Annotated in this window: 15 protein-coding genes; 6 read left to right on the forward strand and 9 right to left on the reverse strand. The window is 64.1% G+C overall.

Features of this window, described 5'->3' with window-relative positions:
* Window positions 1-585: 585 nt before the first annotated feature.
* From H5T74_01460 to H5T74_01470, 3 genes are all read right to left on the reverse strand, one after another.
* Window positions 586-975, reverse strand: coding sequence for a response regulator (locus H5T74_01460; protein ID MBC7229043.1), 390 nt, complete (start codon window positions 973-975; stop codon window positions 586-588).
* A 119-nt stretch (window positions 976-1,094) separates the two neighbouring features.
* Complete coding sequence (locus H5T74_01465; GenBank protein ID MBC7229044.1) at window positions 1,095-1,964, reverse strand: radical SAM protein; 870 nt, start codon at window positions 1,962-1,964, stop codon at window positions 1,095-1,097.
* Window positions 1,965-2,129: 165 nt separating this feature from the next.
* Window positions 2,130-2,861 (reverse strand): GNAT family N-acetyltransferase, encoded by a 732-nt coding sequence (locus H5T74_01470; protein ID MBC7229045.1) that lies wholly within the window; start codon window positions 2,859-2,861, stop codon window positions 2,130-2,132.
* A 283-nt stretch (window positions 2,862-3,144) separates the two neighbouring features.
* Between H5T74_01470 and H5T74_01475 the strand changes: the two genes are divergently transcribed.
* The 3 genes from H5T74_01475 (at window position 3,145) to aroF (ending at window position 5,532) form a co-directional block, all read left to right on the forward strand.
* Entirely contained in the window at window positions 3,145-3,990 is an 846-nt protein-coding gene (locus H5T74_01475; protein ID MBC7229046.1) for a hypothetical protein, read from the forward strand.
* A 36-nt stretch (window positions 3,991-4,026) separates the two neighbouring features.
* A complete protein-coding gene (locus tag H5T74_01480; protein ID MBC7229047.1) occupies window positions 4,027-4,443 on the forward strand; it encodes a CBS domain-containing protein in 417 nt (138 codons plus the stop codon).
* Between the two features lie 75 nt (window positions 4,444-4,518).
* Window positions 4,519-5,532, forward strand: coding sequence for a 3-deoxy-7-phosphoheptulonate synthase (gene aroF / locus H5T74_01485; protein MBC7229048.1), 1,014 nt, complete (start codon window positions 4,519-4,521; stop codon window positions 5,530-5,532).
* A gap of 27 nt (window positions 5,533-5,559) precedes the next feature.
* On the opposite strand, the gene H5T74_01490 is transcribed toward aroF, so the two are convergent.
* On the reverse strand, window positions 5,560-6,240 hold the full coding sequence (locus H5T74_01490; protein ID MBC7229049.1) for a hypothetical protein: 681 nt from the start codon (window positions 6,238-6,240) through the stop codon (window positions 5,560-5,562).
* Window positions 6,241-6,463: 223 nt separating this feature from the next.
* Between H5T74_01490 and H5T74_01495 the strand changes: the two genes are divergently transcribed.
* Complete coding sequence (locus H5T74_01495; protein MBC7229050.1) at window positions 6,464-7,063, forward strand: 1-acyl-sn-glycerol-3-phosphate acyltransferase; 600 nt, start codon at window positions 6,464-6,466, stop codon at window positions 7,061-7,063.
* Between the two features lie 672 nt (window positions 7,064-7,735).
* On the opposite strand, the gene H5T74_01500 is transcribed toward H5T74_01495, so the two are convergent.
* From H5T74_01500 to H5T74_01520, 5 genes are all read right to left on the reverse strand, one after another.
* Window positions 7,736-9,472 carry a thiamine pyrophosphate-binding protein gene (locus H5T74_01500; GenBank protein ID MBC7229051.1) on the reverse strand — a complete coding sequence of 579 codons (1,737 nt, stop codon included), beginning with the start codon at window positions 9,470-9,472 and terminating at the stop codon, window positions 7,736-7,738.
* A gap of 182 nt (window positions 9,473-9,654) precedes the next feature.
* A complete protein-coding gene (locus H5T74_01505; GenBank protein MBC7229052.1) occupies window positions 9,655-10,470 on the reverse strand; it encodes a class I SAM-dependent methyltransferase in 816 nt (271 codons plus the stop codon).
* Between the two features lie 72 nt (window positions 10,471-10,542).
* Window positions 10,543-11,133, reverse strand: coding sequence for a flavodoxin family protein (locus H5T74_01510; protein ID MBC7229053.1), 591 nt, complete (start codon window positions 11,131-11,133; stop codon window positions 10,543-10,545).
* Between the two features lie 57 nt (window positions 11,134-11,190).
* The gene (locus H5T74_01515; protein ID MBC7229054.1) at window positions 11,191-11,898 is read right to left on the reverse strand and encodes a GAF domain-containing protein; all 708 of its coding nucleotides are present in this window, start codon (window positions 11,896-11,898) and stop codon (window positions 11,191-11,193) included.
* A gap of 231 nt (window positions 11,899-12,129) precedes the next feature.
* Window positions 12,130-12,936, reverse strand: coding sequence for a CoA activase (locus tag H5T74_01520; protein ID MBC7229055.1), 807 nt, complete (start codon window positions 12,934-12,936; stop codon window positions 12,130-12,132).
* Between the two features lie 198 nt (window positions 12,937-13,134).
* Between H5T74_01520 and H5T74_01525 the strand changes: the two genes are divergently transcribed.
* Both H5T74_01525 and H5T74_01530 read left to right on the forward strand, forming a co-directional pair.
* On the forward strand, window positions 13,135-13,797 hold the full coding sequence (locus H5T74_01525) for a thymidylate synthase (GenBank protein MBC7229056.1): 663 nt from the start codon (window positions 13,135-13,137) through the stop codon (window positions 13,795-13,797).
* Window positions 13,798-14,153: 356 nt separating this feature from the next.
* Entirely contained in the window at window positions 14,154-15,470 is a 1,317-nt protein-coding gene (locus tag H5T74_01530) for an aminotransferase class I/II-fold pyridoxal phosphate-dependent enzyme (GenBank protein MBC7229057.1), read from the forward strand.
* The last annotated feature ends 1 nt before the right edge of the window (window position 15,471 follow it).

Genomic DNA, 15,471 nt, shown 5'->3' on the forward strand with positions numbered 1-15,471 from the left:
GGCGCCATGGAGATCAGGATATGGTGGAAGGATAAGATGGTCAAATCGATAGTCTATCCATTGGGAGAGTTTCCCAGGGTCCACTTTTGAATTTTAAAGTGTCTACTTTTCAATTTTTCCTAACACCCCGTCGGGCTCACACGGGAGACAAACCCCTCCGGAGAGAGCTCTTGCGGACGGCGGTCTCCGGCTCCGATCTCCCTCAAGAGAAGACGGACAGGACAGCGATATTTCCTATAACAATTAGTCCGTCAGCTCATGAAGGGATGACGCCGGCAAGGCATAAATGTGGGAATCCACAAATGGGATTGCTCCCTCAGGGGATTGATTATATTGTTAATGGAAAACAATCGATAAGGGAGTTCCAAGAGCGTTTTGAAGACGTTCTGGGGCTTGACCCGACATGAGGTTGCATCACGGGCTGAAACACCAAAATTTGGCGTGTTACTGAGCAGGCGTCATAATCGTTTTTTCTATTGATCCTCATGTGCGTCAGCGAATGGTTTCTGGCGTAGAATCTTTCCTCCAAGCAACGGGCCTCGTACAGTCATTATGCGGGGCGGCTCGGCGGTCTCGCTTTTTTCATCATCGGGGGTGGGGATTCTGGCTCTCGCCCATGACGCGGTTCACGGCGTCCAGGAGTTCTCCTATGGTGAAGGGTTTGACCAGGCACGCGGCCACCTTTATCTTTCCCTCTCTCTCGATCTCCTCCACCGCCCTCTTCATGGCCGAGATGATGATCACCGGCACGCCCTCCATGTCGGGGTTGCCTTTAAGCTCGCGATAGACCTCCAGCCCGTCGACGTGGGGCATCATGAGGTCCAAGAGGATGAGCTCGGGTTTCTCAGATTCCAGTCGCGGTATGATGCCCCGGCTCTCCGTGAAGCCGGTCACCCGGTAGCCGTGCTTCTGGAGGATGATGGACACGAGGTCTATCATGTCCGGGTCATCCTCGATGTATGCTATCGTCTTCATCTTTGCGAGCTCCGCTTTTGTGCGATGACCTCGCTATTAATATCGTTCCCTCTTGCCGCCACCTTGAGCGCGGCTTCCAGAAATTTCTTCATCTCCGCGTCCCCGCGCTTTTTCCCTCCTCACAGGCCCCGCATGTATTCCGGGCGCAGGAGCTCCGGCCTGCGCCTCGCCTCATCGATGGCCGCCAGGATCCCTTCCCTGTCCCGGCTCAACACCCCCCTGAGGGCCAGGTAGTTGGAGGCGTGATTGCTCCGGAACACGCAGCCGTCCAGCTCGCTGGCGGACACCAGGGTGGCCAGCTCGTCCAGGAGCTCCTGCTGGTCCGGGAGCTCGAACTCGCCCCTCATCATCTCCCGGTGGAGAGGGGTCCCAGGGACCACCATGAGGGTGAGGGCGCTGAGGTAGTCCGGGTTCATCAGGGACACCGCGCGCGCGCTCTCCAGGGCATGGCGCCGCGAGCCCTCCCTGCCTCCCAGGCCGAGGAGGACGATCACCGAGACCTTCATCCCGCATCCCTTCGCCTTGAGCGCCGCCTCCACCATCTCCCCGCTGCTGTCCTTCTTGCGCACCCTGCGCAGAACCTCGTCGTCGCCGCTCTCCAAGCCGAGGTAGACCATCCCCAGACCCAGGCGTGAAAGGCGGGCGAGCTCGTCCTCGGACTTGGCGTTGATGTCGGCTCCGTTGGCGTAGATGCCCACCCTCTCCAGGGCGGGAAAAGCGGCGCGCAGCAGTCCCAGGACCTCTTCCAGGTGGGGGGCGGGAAGGCATAAAGCGTTGCCGTCGGCGAGGAACACCCTCCGCGTGTGGGGCATCAGCCTCGACGCCGCCGTTATGTCCTCGCGCACCTCCTCCAGATCACGCACGGAGAACCTCGTCCCCTTGTAGGTGGGACAAAACGTGCAGGCGTTATGGGAACACCCGTAGGTGATCTGCAGGATATAGCTCCCGGCCTCGCTGGGTGGCCGGATCACCACGCCGCGGTATCGCATCTCTCATCCTCAACCATTTGCCCTCAACCGGCAGGCATAAAAAAGTATAGCACGAGATCCCTTTTCGGGAGCGCATGAACCGCGGGTTCGCTCTCCTTCAGCGGAGCTGGCATCCAAGGGCCTCCGTCGCCCAACGGCTCCAGCCCGTCTCGTGCCGCCCTCCCCTCACTCCCGGGCCTCTTCGTCCCCCCTGCTCCCTCTCCCCCCGCTACCCCCCAGAACATCGGCGATGGTGCGCGGGCGCCCGCGGAAGTCGGCCCAGGCCTGCTCCTGGAAGAGCAGCTGCTCGAAACGCTCGTAGAGGTCCGCCCCCACTCTGGGGCCCACGCGCGCGGTGAAGAAGTTGGCGGCGTCCAGGTTGACGTTGGGCTCGTCGGTCTCGTAATAGAGAAAGCCCGCTTTCTCCAGGTACCTCAGGAGCATGCGGCGGTATTCCTCCTTGCTCAGCCCGCTGTTCTCCAGGTCCCAGTGCCAGGAGTAGCCGGTGCAGATCACGATCTTATCGTCGAAAAAGGGGTCGCCCATCCCCGCCTCCATCATCTTGTCAGCGATGCCCAGACCCCTCCATCCCCTGCTGACCTCTATGGCCATGGCCTCGATAAGGCCCTGTCCTGCCAGCCTGCCCCATCTCTCCGCCTGGCTGGGAGGGGCCACGGCCACGAATCCCACGATCCTTCCGTCCTCGGTGTAGGCGAGGATGACGTTGCTCTCAGGGTTGGCGGCGATACGCTCCAGCGCCTTTTTCTCCCTGGAGGGAGGGTAATGGGGGGCCGCGAAGATGCCCATCCCCTCATCCAGCCGGAGGGAGGCGATGAGCTCGGGCTCGGCCTTGGCGACTATCTTCACCCGGCCCTGCGGCGTATCGTAAACCTTTTCCCTCGTCGCTTCCTCGTTCAACCAACCCCGCCCTTCATGCCCCGCGGATGCAGTAGCCTTCACGCGTTTCCCATGCCTCCAAATGATTTTCCACCATGCTTTCCCGGGGAGCAAGTTCCGCGCGGCCGCGAAAACTCGCATCGACGACGCGAAACACCCTTCCACCATTGCCCCACGGGTGCCTGACGCGGAGTCGGCATGACGGGGGCGGTGCCACGGCTTGCGGTATTGTCTATAATGGTCATGCAGGGTTCATTGTCATCTGCGGACCCGTGGTTGACCTGCGAGACGGAACGGAGTATTTATGCGCAGCACCAGGACTCGTATGGTCGAGGAGGAGCTCAAGAGGCTGGTGGGCGATTCGCCGCACCACAACATCCATTCCCTCAACCAGCTGGACTCCGAGACCAAGGAACAGGTCTATTCCCTCCTCATCCCGGAAAAGATCTTCGAGCTCTTCCACATCAACCGCCGCACCTTTCTGAACCGTGAAAGGGAGAAGGTCCTGAACCTCGTGTCGCCGCGGCAGGCAGGTTTTGCCATCGTGGAGGTGCGCGAGCATCCCGAGGACCGCGACTGCATCTTCTTCCTGGAGATCGCGGACACGCCGTTCTTCAAGGTGGAGATAACCTTCCTCATCGTCAACGACCCCAGGTCGCCGAGGTTCAACACCGACATCGACGATTCCGGGCGGCGCACCAAGTTCGGCACCGCGAGGCGTAACCTCGAGGAGGAGGTGCGCGCCATGCAGGCGGGGCTGGCCCCCGGCCAGGTCAGGCGAGGCCTGCACGTGCTGCGCGATTTCATGCCCCTGGTCCTCGAGTTCCTCTCCGCCATGGGCCAGGACATGCTGGTGGCGGAGCCCCTGGCCTATCACGACGCCGTCATCTTCGAGAAGTACGGCTTCAACTATATCCGCGGCAGGAAGAAGATGGAGGACATCAACCGGGGCTTTCAACCCGGCGGGGAGCTCTTCCTCAGGCTGGACGGCAGCACCCCCTTCCGCATGCCCGGCGCCGAGAAGACGGTGCGCGGAAGGAGCTGGGCCATACACGACGGCATACTGGGAGAGCCCTGGAAGGACGTGGAGATGTACCGTCCCGTTGGCCAGCCCGCCGAGGTGTGCACCTTTCCCGGTTGGGTATACTGATAAGATATCGCCACCTGCGCGGAAAGGAGCGGGGATATGCTGGTCAGGGAGCGCATGAGCGGGGACCCCATCTTCCTCTCGCCCGACGATACCCTGAGGGAAGCCCGCAGGGTGATGCGAGAGAACGGACTGCGCCGCCTGCCCGTGGTGGAGGAGGGACGTCTGGTGGGCATAGTCACCGACCGCGACGTGAGGCAGGCGGACATGAGCTCCGCCGTGGTGCAGGAACGCCGCTACGTGGAATACGTCCTCGACCGCATCCAGGTGCGCGGCATAATGACCCCCGACCCGGTAACCGTCACCCCCGACACCCCCCTGGAAGAGGCGGCTCGCATCATCCTGGAGAGGAAGATCGGGGGACTTCCGGTGGTGGAAGCCGGCAGGCTGGTGGGGATCATCACCGAGACCGACCTGGTGAGCACCCTCATCGAGCTGCTCCGGGGCGGCGGTTGATCTCATCGCCAACGCCGTTTGACACCCCCAACGGCCGGTGCTAATTTTTCCTTACCCTGAAAGCGAGGTAACGTCATGATCGTGGTCATGTCCCGGGACGCGACCCGCGAGCAGATAGACGCGGTGTTGCGCAAGATCGAGGAGTTCGGCCTCAAGACCCACCCCATCTACGGGGTGCAGAAGACGGTGATCGGGGTCATCGGGGACGACAAGACCAAGGTGGTCGAGACCATGGCCGGATACCCCGGCGTGGAGCAGATCATCCCCATCCTCAAGCCGTACAAGTTCGCCTCCCGCGAGACCCACCCCCAGGACACGGTGATCGAGGTGCGCGGGGCGAGAATAGGGGGGGAGAGGATCGCGGTCATGGCGGGGCCTTGCGCGGTGGAGAGCAGGGAACAGATCCTCAACGCCGCCCGCCTGGTCAAGATGGCGGGGGGCGCGGTACTGCGGGGAGGCGCCTTCAAGCCGCGCACCTCCCCCTACAGCTTCCAAGGCCTGGGAGAGGAGGGGCTGCGTTACCTGGCCGAGGCCCGCGAGGAGACGGGGCTGCCGGTGGTCACCGAGCTGACCGACCCCCGCATGATCGACCTCTTCTGCGAATACACGGACATCATCCAGGTGGGAGCACGAAACATGCAGAACTTCGTGCTGCTCACGGAGATCGGGCGCAGCGGACATCCCGTGCTCCTCAAGCGCGGCCCCAGCGCCAAGATCGAGGACCTCCTCCTCGCCGCCGAATACATCATCAAGGAGGGGAACCGCAACATCATCCTCTGCGAGCGTGGCATCAGCACCTTCGAGACCTATACGCGCAACACCCTCGACCTCTCGGCGGTGGCCGCCCTCAAGAGACTCTCCCACCTGCCGGTGGTGGTCGATCCCAGCCACTCCGCGGGTATCGCCAACCTCGTGCCCGCCATGTCCCTGGCCGCGGTGGCGGCGGGCGCGGACGGCCTGCTGGTGGAGATCCATCCCAACCCCAACGCCGCCCTGTGCGACGGGCCGCAGTCTTTGGACTTCGAGACCTTCACCGGCCTCATGAACAGAGTCCGAAAGGTGGCGCAGGCGGTGGGAAGGGACCTCTGAAAGAGCGGCGGATGCCATCGGCGGAGATCAGAGGAAGTCGTAGAAGACCAGGCCCGGGATCCCGATGAGGGCCTGCACGAAATCCCCCTGCAGCTCCTCCTTTACGGGATGCCGGATCATGAACATGTTCACCTCTACCCTCTGGTCCCGGTCCTCGGTACGCAGGGGATTGGGTATGGTCAGGTAACGCTGCAGGGACGAAAGCCCCGCATACAGCTCGTCAAGCAGGTTGCGGTCCTGGTCCCGGTACACGCCCACCAGGGAGACCTGGGTCGCGTATTCGAAAAACACCACCCTGGACACCCCGATCACCTTGCCCTGGTAGGCGAAGCAGTAAACGCGCATCGGCGAGATCTCCTCCGTCCTGGCCATCTCGCCGCTTTCCAGGGCATGGAAGGGGGGGAGCCCCTTTTCGAGGTCCGAGAGCAGATCGGCGGCGGATACCCCCTCCCCCGCCAGGCAGGTCAATCCCTTGAAGACCACCCCCCCGGCGATGACCACCCTCGACTGCGCTGGACGGGCGGCCAGCCTCCCCCTGGCCGTGAGGTCCGCCTCGCAGGCGACCTCGATGGCCTTCTGGAGGTTGTCCACGTCCACCCCGAAACCGTAGAGGTTGAGGCGCTGCCATCCCTCCTGCCGGTTGGAGGCGAGGATCCCCAGCCCCGGCACCTCTCCGTAACTATAGAAAAAGGCCTTGTGCTTCACCAACGGGATCGCTCCCTTATCTTCACGGGGTGCGCGCTCCACTTCTCGAAGCGGGGATACCGTGAGTGCCCGCCCGTGCCGGCCCGCCACGGGAGATCGTCCGTAGCCACACCCTCTTCCCACTGATATTATCATCTATGACCGGCGAGGTCTAAACGCCCCCGTGTAAGGATGCGGGGCGCCGGAAAATGCGGTGAACGGCAGAGGCGAGGAGGTGGGGGGATTGATGATCCGGTTTCTGATCGGGTGGCCCATATTCCGGGTGGTCGCCATGTTCTACCACTTTCGCGTCTCGGGGTACGAGAACGTGCCGCGCCGGGAGCCCCTCCTGGTGGTCGCCAACCACAACAGCCGCAAGGACGCCGTGGCCATCAACCTCGCCCTGAAGAGGCCGGTACGCTTCATGGCCAAGCGGGAGGCCTTCGACCCCCGCAACAGCCTCTTCGAGTGCCTCATGGTGCGCATCTTCTTCGCGTATCCCGTGGACCGCGAGCGCCCCGGGCCGGATGCCATCAGGCGTACCATGACCTACCTGGAGAAAGGGGACTGCGTGGGCATCTTTCCCGAGGGCACACGCCACGACGACACCGCCCTGCATCCCTTCACCCACGGCGCCGCCTATTTCGCCTGGAAGACCGGGGTGCAGGTGCTGCCGGTGGGCATCACCGAGGACAAGGGAGAGGACTACCACATCAACATCGGCAGGCCCTTCCGCGTCCCCAGGCTCGAGGGGCGCCCACACAAGGTTCTCCCGGTGATCACCGGCATCATCCGGGAGAAGATCCGGGAGCTGCTCCCCGCGGACTGGGAAGATATTGCAGAGTAATGGGGTCAGCCCCGGACATGGGACATTTTGTATGTGCGGGGGTAGGCGTATGTGCGGGCGTATGCGTGCCAGGCCTGGACCTCGCTGCGCTCCGTCCAGGCGCTGGACACCGTAGCGCCTGCGGCGCTATCGCTTTCGCGATGCAGGCTCTCGCGCGATAAAGGATGACACCCCACCTAGCCAGGCGCTGGACACCGTAGCGCCTGCGGCGCTATCGCTTTCGCGATGCAGGCTCTCGCGCGATAAAGGATGACACCCCACCTAGCCAGGCGCTGGACACCGTAGCGCCTGCGGCGCTATCGCTTACGCGATGCAGGCTCTCGCGCGATAAAGGATGACACCCCACCTAGCCAGGCGCTGGACACCGTAGCGCCTGCGGCGCTATCGCTTACGCGATGCAGGCTCTCGCGCGATAAAGGATGACACCCCACCTAGCCAGGCACTGGACACCGTAGCGCCTGCGGCGCTATCGCTTTCGCGATGCAGGCTCTCGCGCGATAAAGGATGACACCCCACCTAGCCAGGCACTGGACACCGTAGCGCCTGCGGCGCTATCGCTTTCGCGATGCAGGCTCTCGCGCGATAAAGGATGACACCCCACCTAGCCAGGCACTGGACACCGTAGCGCCTGCGGCGCTATCGCTTTCGCGATGCATTCCGCCGATACCGTTTCTATGTTTCGCAGTAGGGGGTGTCGCAGCCCTGGAGCCAGAGGTCCACGATCATGCTGAAGAGGACCGGCACGTCAAGGTTGGCCTCGCGGTCCACCTGGGCGTCGATCACCGTCATCACTTCCGAGGCCGCCGCCTCCTCCAGTGCCGGCCTGATCTCGTCCGGGCTCTCCACCCGGATGCCGCGCGCTCCCATGGACTCCGCCAGCTTGTCCAGGCGCGTCTCCCCGAACTCCACCCCGCAGTATCTCTGTCCGAAGGCGGCATGCTGCGCCCCCTTGATCATCCCCCAAGCGCTGTCGTTGGAGACGATGTCGATGATGGGCAGCTTGAGGCGTACGGCGGTCTCGATGTCCTGGCAGTTGATCATGAACGAGCCGTCCCCGTGGAGCACGTAAACGGGGCGTTCGGGGTTGGCCATCTTGGCGCCCATGGCGAAGGGCAGCCCCACTCCCAGCTGCCCCGTGCCCTCGGCGAAGAGATAGGAACGGGGATGGTAGACCCTGCCGGCTATGTTCACCCACAGCGCGGTGTTGCCGCCGTCCATGACCATGATGCCGTCGCGCCCCAGGAACTCCACCGCCTCGCTGATGAGGCGCAGGGGATGGATGGGCCTGGCGTCCGAGCGAGCCATCTCCTCATATGCCTTGAGGGCCTGCTCCTCCATCTCGCGGTATGCCGCCAGAAAGTCCCTCCCCTCTACCGGGGGGGTTGACTCCTTGACCCTGGCGATGATCTGGCGCAGGACCATCCTGGCGTCCCCCACGATGCCCAGGTCGAACTGGCGGTTGAGCCCGATCACCCGGGGGTCGATGTCCACGTAGATGAACTTCTGCACCGCGGGGTCGCCCCACATATTCGGCTTGCCCCAGAAATCGAGCTCGGACATGGTGCATCCGACGTTCAGCACCACATCGGAGGAGGATTCCGCCATGATGGCCCCCATGCCCTTGGGCAGGAAGAGCAAGGGGTGGTCCTCGGGCAGGGTACCGCGCCCGGAAACGCTGGTGGTGACGGGAATCTGGAGATATTCCGCAAGCTCCCTCACCTCGTCCCAGGCCTTGGAGCGCATCACTCCCCCTCCGGCGTGGATGAGGGGCTTCTCCGCCGCCAACAGCATCTCCACCGCCCGGTCCACCGCCTCCGGGTCACCGCAGGGCTTCACCATGGTGCGGTACCTCTCGGGAGGCAGGAACGTGTCCTCGTCCACCTCGCCGTTGGCGAAGAGCACGTCCACGTTGATGTCGAGGTGTACCGGGCCCGGCCGCCCGCTGACCGCTTCGCGGAAGGCCCACTGCACCATCTCCGCGATGCGGTCGAAGCGGTTCACCAGAGCGTTCCACTTGGTTATGGGTCGGAAGAGGTTTATCTGGTCCAGCTGCTGCTGCGACCCCTTGAAGGGATAGGAGCGGTTGGAATGGATCTGCGGGGTGATGACCACCATGGGTATGCTGTCGTTGTAGGCGGTGTAAACGCCGGTGACCAGGTTAACCGCCCCGGGACCCACGGTGCCCGTGCACACCCCCACCATGTCCGAGGTGCGCGAGACCGCGTCCGCCATGTGCGCCGCCACCGCCTCGTGGTGGGTCATGACGAACTCCATGCCGTTGGGGCGCCCCACCCGGGCGATGGCGTCCGTGAAAGTGCACAACTGCCCTCCCGGGATGCCGAAGACCCAGCGCACTCCCTCCTTGAGCAGAGCCCTGACCAGCACTTCGCCGCCGTTCATCAATGCCATGGAAACCCCTCCTCCAGCCTCATGTACTACCGTCTTTCACGCCTTCCCCTGTGCACCGCCGCCATACCCGCCCCCGATGCACGAGCGGAGCCCCGGAGACCGGTGTTTCCCGGGGCGGCGGCGATTATCCGAACAGCGTTAGATTATCATCATCGTTCGCCGCGGTCAACGGCGCTTTCCCGTCACCTCCAGGCCACGAACTGCAGCCTGCGCGTGCGGAGCGACGGCCTTCCCAGCCCCCGCGCGTCATAGGCCTCCACCCCGCGGAAGCCGCGGCGGAGCGCCTCCCGCACCACGAACCCCTCCTCATATCCCCTTTCGCGGTGCACCTCCACCACGCGGCCGCCGTCCTCCCCTTCGCACTCCATCCACAGGGTCGCGATGGCGTCGGCCTCGTCCCACCGGCTCGTCCAGCGCATGGCATTTCCTTCCACCTCGAAACACCATGTCTCGCTGTCGCATCCCTCGCGCAACTGCCATAACGTGTTGAGGTCGAAGAGGGCGTGACCTCCCTCCACGAGGGCGTCCCGGAACGCGCCCAGGGTCATGGACAGGTCCTCCTCCTCAAGGAGGTGGTTGAGGGCGTCGGTGGCGCAGATCAGCAGGGTGACGCGCCGGGGCAGGCACAGCCTTCTCATATCCTGCCTGAAGAACCTCACCCCTTCATGTCCCGCCGACGCGGCTCTCAGCATCCGGGGCTCGATATCGCACGCCAGCACCTCGGCGCCGCGCTGCGCCAGGTAGCGCGCCGCCAGCCCGGTACCGCAGGCCACGTCCGCGGTGAGAGAGGCGTCGATGGGAAAGAGGCGGCAGAGCCTCTCGAAATTCTCTCTCCACATATCGAAGGCGAAACGCCCCACCATGGCGTCGTACAGAGCGGCGGTACGGGAGTACGGCGGGACGGCCCTCGCCCCTTTCCAGGGCCCGGCCCCGAGCGCGCCGGTCCCCCCATCACGGCGGGCGCGCCCCTCCTTCATCCTCTCTTCCTCTCCCTTCATCTCCATAGACGGCCGACGCGGGCTTGACTCGAGATTCCCGCCGTCCGGCCAGGCGTGGCGCGGCCGGAGGGGTCAGGAACGCGGGCGCAGCGAGCGTCCGAGCTCGCGGGCTCCCTCGAGCGCTCCCTCCACCTCCCTTATCCTCCCCGCCTCGTCAACGCCCGCGAAGGTGAGGGAGGTCCAATCGCCCACGCGGATCATGTAGAAGAAATAGGCCATCACCGGTCGCGTGCAATCGAAGGTCTGCGGTTTGTCCCTTCCGCAGCAGGAGAGGAAGAAACCCCTCCTCAACGCCGCACGCTCAGGCTCCACCAGCTCCCGTCCCAGGACGTAGCGGGCGGACCAGAAGCGCTGGCAGCGGTCTATGAGGGCCTTGGCCTGCGCGCAGATGTTCATGGAGAAGATGGGCGCGGCCATGGCCACCGCTTCGGCTCCCAGCAGGTGGGGATAGATCTCCTGCATGTCGTCTTTCTGCACGCACTCGCCGTCCCTGAAGCAGGCATTGCACGCCCGACAGGGGCGCAGGTCCATGTCCGCCACGCGGAAGGCCCTTACCTCCAGTCCCGCCTCCCCTGCCCCCTCCGAAAGGGCGTCCAGAAGCAGTGAGGTGTTGCCGTTTCTGCGCGGGCTGGTGTACAGCGCCAGCAGATATTCTCCCTCCATCTCCAGCCCCTTTCCGCCTTCGCGGCCGCCTCTCCCCTGCGTCCTCCTCCGCTTGCATCAGCCCACGGGACGGGAGAGGTCCGAGAGCAGGCGGCCGAGGTCGTCGATCTTCATACGCACCCTCTGGTACTGGCGGCGGCGCTCATCAAGCCTTGCCTGCAGGCCCTCTATCTCCTCCAGGAGCGCCGCGGCCTCCGTCTCCAGGTCCCTCAGCTCCAGACGTGCCGCCTCGATGCGCCTGCCCCGCGCTATGGCCGAGGCGATGAGCCGGGTGAGGGCGTTCAGGAGAAAGAGGTCCAGCTCGTCGAACGCGCGGTCCCTGCGCGTGTTGAGGTTGAGGACCCCGAGGAGCTCTCCTTCCTCTACGATGGGCACGCTCAGGGCATCCGTCACCTTGCGCCGCGTACGCAGGCGGGGGTCCAGGAGGTCGTCCAGAAGGAGCATGCCCTCGCGCCTCTCCGCCACCAGCCCCGCGATGCCCTCCCCCACCCTGCGCTCCGCCTTCTCCACCACCTCGCGGCGCAGGCCGAAGGAGGCCTTTATCCTCAGGGTGTCACCTCTCGGCGGGTCGATGAGCATGATGGATCCCGAGGTGGCCCCCATTACCTCCACCGCCCCCTCCAGGATCCTCTGCAGGAACTCCGGCAGGCTGGTAAAGGAGACGATCTCCTCGTTCAGCTTCCATACCAGCTCGAGCTCCTTGATCTTCTCGCGGTAGCGGTCCTCGTCCCTTCCTCTCTTCTCTCTCTTCTCCTCCCCGACCATGACGCACCCCCGAAACCCGAGAACTCCCGACGCCGCCGGCCGCGCCTGCACACCCCTCACACCACGCCCGTCGACGCGCAAAAGCTCGCACGCAACCGTAAAACCGGCCCCGCTCCCCTCATCCGGAACGCCTCCGACAGCCCTCGCTCCATCCCGGGAGCCGACCGCGCGTCGCCCGCCTTGCGCCCTTTTCCCCTTTCCGGCCTTGTTACGGCTCTCCCGCCTCGGCGCTCAGGTCGCGTCCCCCTCGGCGAGGCGGCGTTCCGCGATCAGCGCCGCTCCCAGTGCCCCGATAACCTGCGGGTCCACGCCCAGGCCCTTAACCTCCATCCCTAACTTCTCCTCCAAGGCCGCGACAAGCCCACGGTTCTTCGCGCAACCCCCCGACACAGTGACCTCCTCCTCCAGCCCCACCTTGCGCGCCAGGGAGGCTAGCCGTGCGGCTATGGCCTCGTTTATCCCCGCGGCGATGTCCGCGATGTCCACCCCTTCATTGAGGAGGGTGATGACCTCCGACTCCGCGAATACGCTGCACTGGCTGGTTATCCGCGCCGGGCTGGCGGAGCGCAGGGAGAGCTCTGACAGCTCCTCCAGCGACAGCTCCAGCACCCTCGCCATGGCCTCGAAGAATCTCCCTGTCCCCGCGGCACACTTGTCGTTCATGGCGAAGTCCACCACCTTTCCGGCGGGGCTGAGGCGGATCACCTTGCAGTCCTGTCCTCCGATGTCGATGAGGGTGCGGTCCGCGGGGTTGAGGTGGAAGGCCCCCAGTCCGTGGCAGGTAATCTCCGAGACGTTCTCGGATGCAAAAGGGATGCGCACCCGGCCGTAACCCGTGCCCACGATATAGGCGGGCTCCACGTCCTTTTCCAGGCCGGCGTTCTCGAGCGCCTCTTCCAGCGCCGTTCGCGCCGTGACCTCCGGCCTCACCGCGCAGGGCACGATGGAATATCCCAGCACCTCACCTCCACACATGAGCAGGGCCTTCCCAGTGGTGGAGCCCACGTCGCATCCGCATACCAGCCGCGCCTCGCCCATCTTCCTCTCCGCTCCTTCCCTCGCCCACGCCTCGCCCCGCCTACGCCCGGTGATATTCTACCAGAAGGCGAGCCCGCTCCGGCCGCCCCGCGTGAGCCGCTCATGTCATGCCGGGATGCTATGATGCTCTTCGGCGAAGGATAAACGACGGTCGGGTGGAAATCAGGTAAAGAGAAGAGATATCAGCCGGGAGGCGCCATGGACGTGACCTATATAGAGGCCAGGGATCTGCCGGACGCGTGGTTCCAGTGCGTGTACAACATCTTCGAGAAAGGGCGGGAGTACCGTATCGACCGCGGGAGTTTCAAGGGCAGCCACCGCAAGGAATACGACTTCGTGGTGGTGAGGATAAGGTATCCGGAGACCCGCCCTCTCATCCCGGACATACCGCCGGGGATCGGCCTCCCGCCTCCCACGGACATGGAATACGTGCACGAATACCTGGAGAAGCTGTGTTCCTCCACCTCCAAGGCGGACAACGAGGATTACACCTACGGCATGTACCTAGAGCACCAGATAGCCGAGGTGATCCGCATCTACCGCGAGGAGGGATTCGGCACCAACCAGGCGTGTATGGCGGTGTGCGACCCGGATGCCATCTACCTCGAGGACCCGCCGTGCCTGCGGCAGATAGACACCCGCATCTTCCCCGAGGAGCGCAAGCTGCATTTCGTGGTCTATTTCCGCTCCTGGGACCTCTGGGCGGGATTCCCCAGCAACCTCGCGGGCATCCAGCTCCTCAAGGAATACATGGCGGAGGAGATCGGGGTGGAGCCCGGTGAGACCATCGCCCTCTCCAAGGGCATGCACCTCTATGACTACGCCTGGGATATCGCCAGGATCAGGTTGGGCAGGTCCTGAGAGGCTACGGAAAATCCCCCGGGCACCCCGTCAAGATGAGGCGTGATCGGTTTGACCCCACGTCCGCTTGGCAGCAGGCGCACGGGACGGATGTGCGGCGTCTACCCCACTCAAGGAGTAAGGACAGCTTTATATATAACGTCCTGTCTGCATATCCGCCCCGCCGCCGACCCTCCCTCGGGTCGACACCTCCGCCGAGATCGGACTCTTGTTGCCGTGTGCTTCATCGTTATATACGCCCCCATGCGCTTCCTTTATAATGTTTTAACAATACGGTAAGGAGCCGCGCCGTCTCTGCCGTTACGCGCGGCTTGAGAGACGGGTATCTGTGCGCACCATCACGGGAGGTGTTGACCATCGATCCGCTGGCCATAGAGCTCAACGAGATCATCCGCGAGAACGCTCCCGCGACCTACCAGGCGCTTTCCGCCCTGGGACGGGAGCTCTATTTCCCCCGCGGCATCCTGACCCAGACCGCGGAGGCCAAGATATCCGCCTACCGCTATAACGCCACTATAGGCATCGCCACCCAGGACGGCAAGCCACTGTACCTGCGCAGCCTGCGCAAATATGTCAAGCGGCTGAAGCCCGAGGAGACCTTTCCCTACGCCCCCACCACGGGCAAGATGGAGTTGCGCAAGCTCTGGCGCGAGCACCAGGTGGAGCTCAACCCCGACCTCTCCTCGACGAGCTTCTCCCTGCCCATCGTCACCAACGGCCTCACCCACGGCCTGAGCATCTTCGCCGACCTCTTCTGCGACGCGGGAGACGTCCTCCTCCTGCCCGACAAGATGTGGGGCAACTACCGCATGGTCTTCGGGGTGCGGCGGGGAGCCGATATCCGCACCTACCCGTTCTTCTCGCCGGAAGGCGGACTGCACGTCGAGGCCTTCCGGGAGACCCTGTTGCGCTTCCGGGACCGCAGCAAGGTGCTGGTGCTCTTCAACTTCCCCAACAACCCCACGGGATACTCCCCATATCCCGATGAGGCCCGGGCCCTCGCCGAGGCCGTCTGGGAGGCCGCAGAGGCGGGCGCCAACATAGCCGCCTGTGTGGACGACGCCTACACGGGCCTGTTCTACGATGACCGTGCCTACAAACAGTCCCTCTTTTCCCTGCTGGCCGAGTCCCACCCGCGCGTCACCGCCGTCAAGGTCGACGGCCCCACCAAGGAGGACTACGTATGGGGCTTTCGACTCGGCTTCATCTCCTTCTCCATCGCGGGAGGAGGAGACCACGAATCCGTCTACGAGGCCCTGGAGAGCAAGGTGGGAGGGCTCATCCGGGGCACCATATCCAAGAGCTCCACTCCATCCCAGTCCCTGCTCATCCGCGGATTCCGGTCGCCTGGCTACCGGGAGGAGAAGAAGGAGAAATTCGAGCTGCTCCGCGAGCGCTACCTGGAGATCAAGAGAGTGGCGGAAAGCCCGCGCTACGCCGATGCCTTCATCCCATACCCCTTCAATGCCGGTTACTTCATGTGCCTGCGGCTGCTGCGCACCGACGCGGAGAGGCTGCGCCGGCATCTCCTGGACGCCTACGGCGTAGGGACCATTTCCATCGGGGAGAGCGACCTGCGCATCGCCTACTCCTGCCTGGAGCGGGAGCAGATAGGAGACCTCTTTGATATACTTTACAGAGCCGTCAAGGACCTCGACGAGAAAGACGCCTGAG

Source organism: Actinomycetota bacterium, assembly GCA_014360645.1.
GTDB lineage: Bacteria > Actinomycetota > Geothermincolia > Geothermincolales > RBG-13-55-18 > Solincola_B.

Coding starts and splice junctions, on each gene's coding strand:
- aroF (MBC7229048.1), top strand. CDS start 4,519: ATGATCGTGGTCATGTCCCGGGACGCGACCCGCGAGCAGATAGACGCG.
- H5T74_01500 (MBC7229051.1), bottom strand. CDS start 9,472: ATGGCATTGATGAACGGCGGCGAAGTGCTGGTCAGGGCTCTGCTCAAG.
- H5T74_01480 (MBC7229047.1), top strand. CDS start 4,027: ATGCTGGTCAGGGAGCGCATGAGCGGGGACCCCATCTTCCTCTCGCCC.
- H5T74_01460 (MBC7229043.1), bottom strand. CDS start 975: ATGAAGACGATAGCATACATCGAGGATGACCCGGACATGATAGACCTC.
- H5T74_01525 (MBC7229056.1), top strand. CDS start 13,135: ATGGACGTGACCTATATAGAGGCCAGGGATCTGCCGGACGCGTGGTTC.
- H5T74_01515 (MBC7229054.1), bottom strand. CDS start 11,898: ATGGTCGGGGAGGAGAAGAGAGAGAAGAGAGGAAGGGACGAGGACCGC.
- H5T74_01475 (MBC7229046.1), top strand. CDS start 3,145: ATGCGCAGCACCAGGACTCGTATGGTCGAGGAGGAGCTCAAGAGGCTG.
- H5T74_01495 (MBC7229050.1), top strand. CDS start 6,464: ATGATCCGGTTTCTGATCGGGTGGCCCATATTCCGGGTGGTCGCCATG.
- H5T74_01520 (MBC7229055.1), bottom strand. CDS start 12,936: ATGGGCGAGGCGCGGCTGGTATGCGGATGCGACGTGGGCTCCACCACT.
- H5T74_01510 (MBC7229053.1), bottom strand. CDS start 11,133: ATGGAGGGAGAATATCTGCTGGCGCTGTACACCAGCCCGCGCAGAAAC.
- H5T74_01465 (MBC7229044.1), bottom strand. CDS start 1,964: ATGCGATACCGCGGCGTGGTGATCCGGCCACCCAGCGAGGCCGGGAGC.
- H5T74_01505 (MBC7229052.1), bottom strand. CDS start 10,470: ATGAAGGGAGAGGAAGAGAGGATGAAGGAGGGGCGCGCCCGCCGTGAT.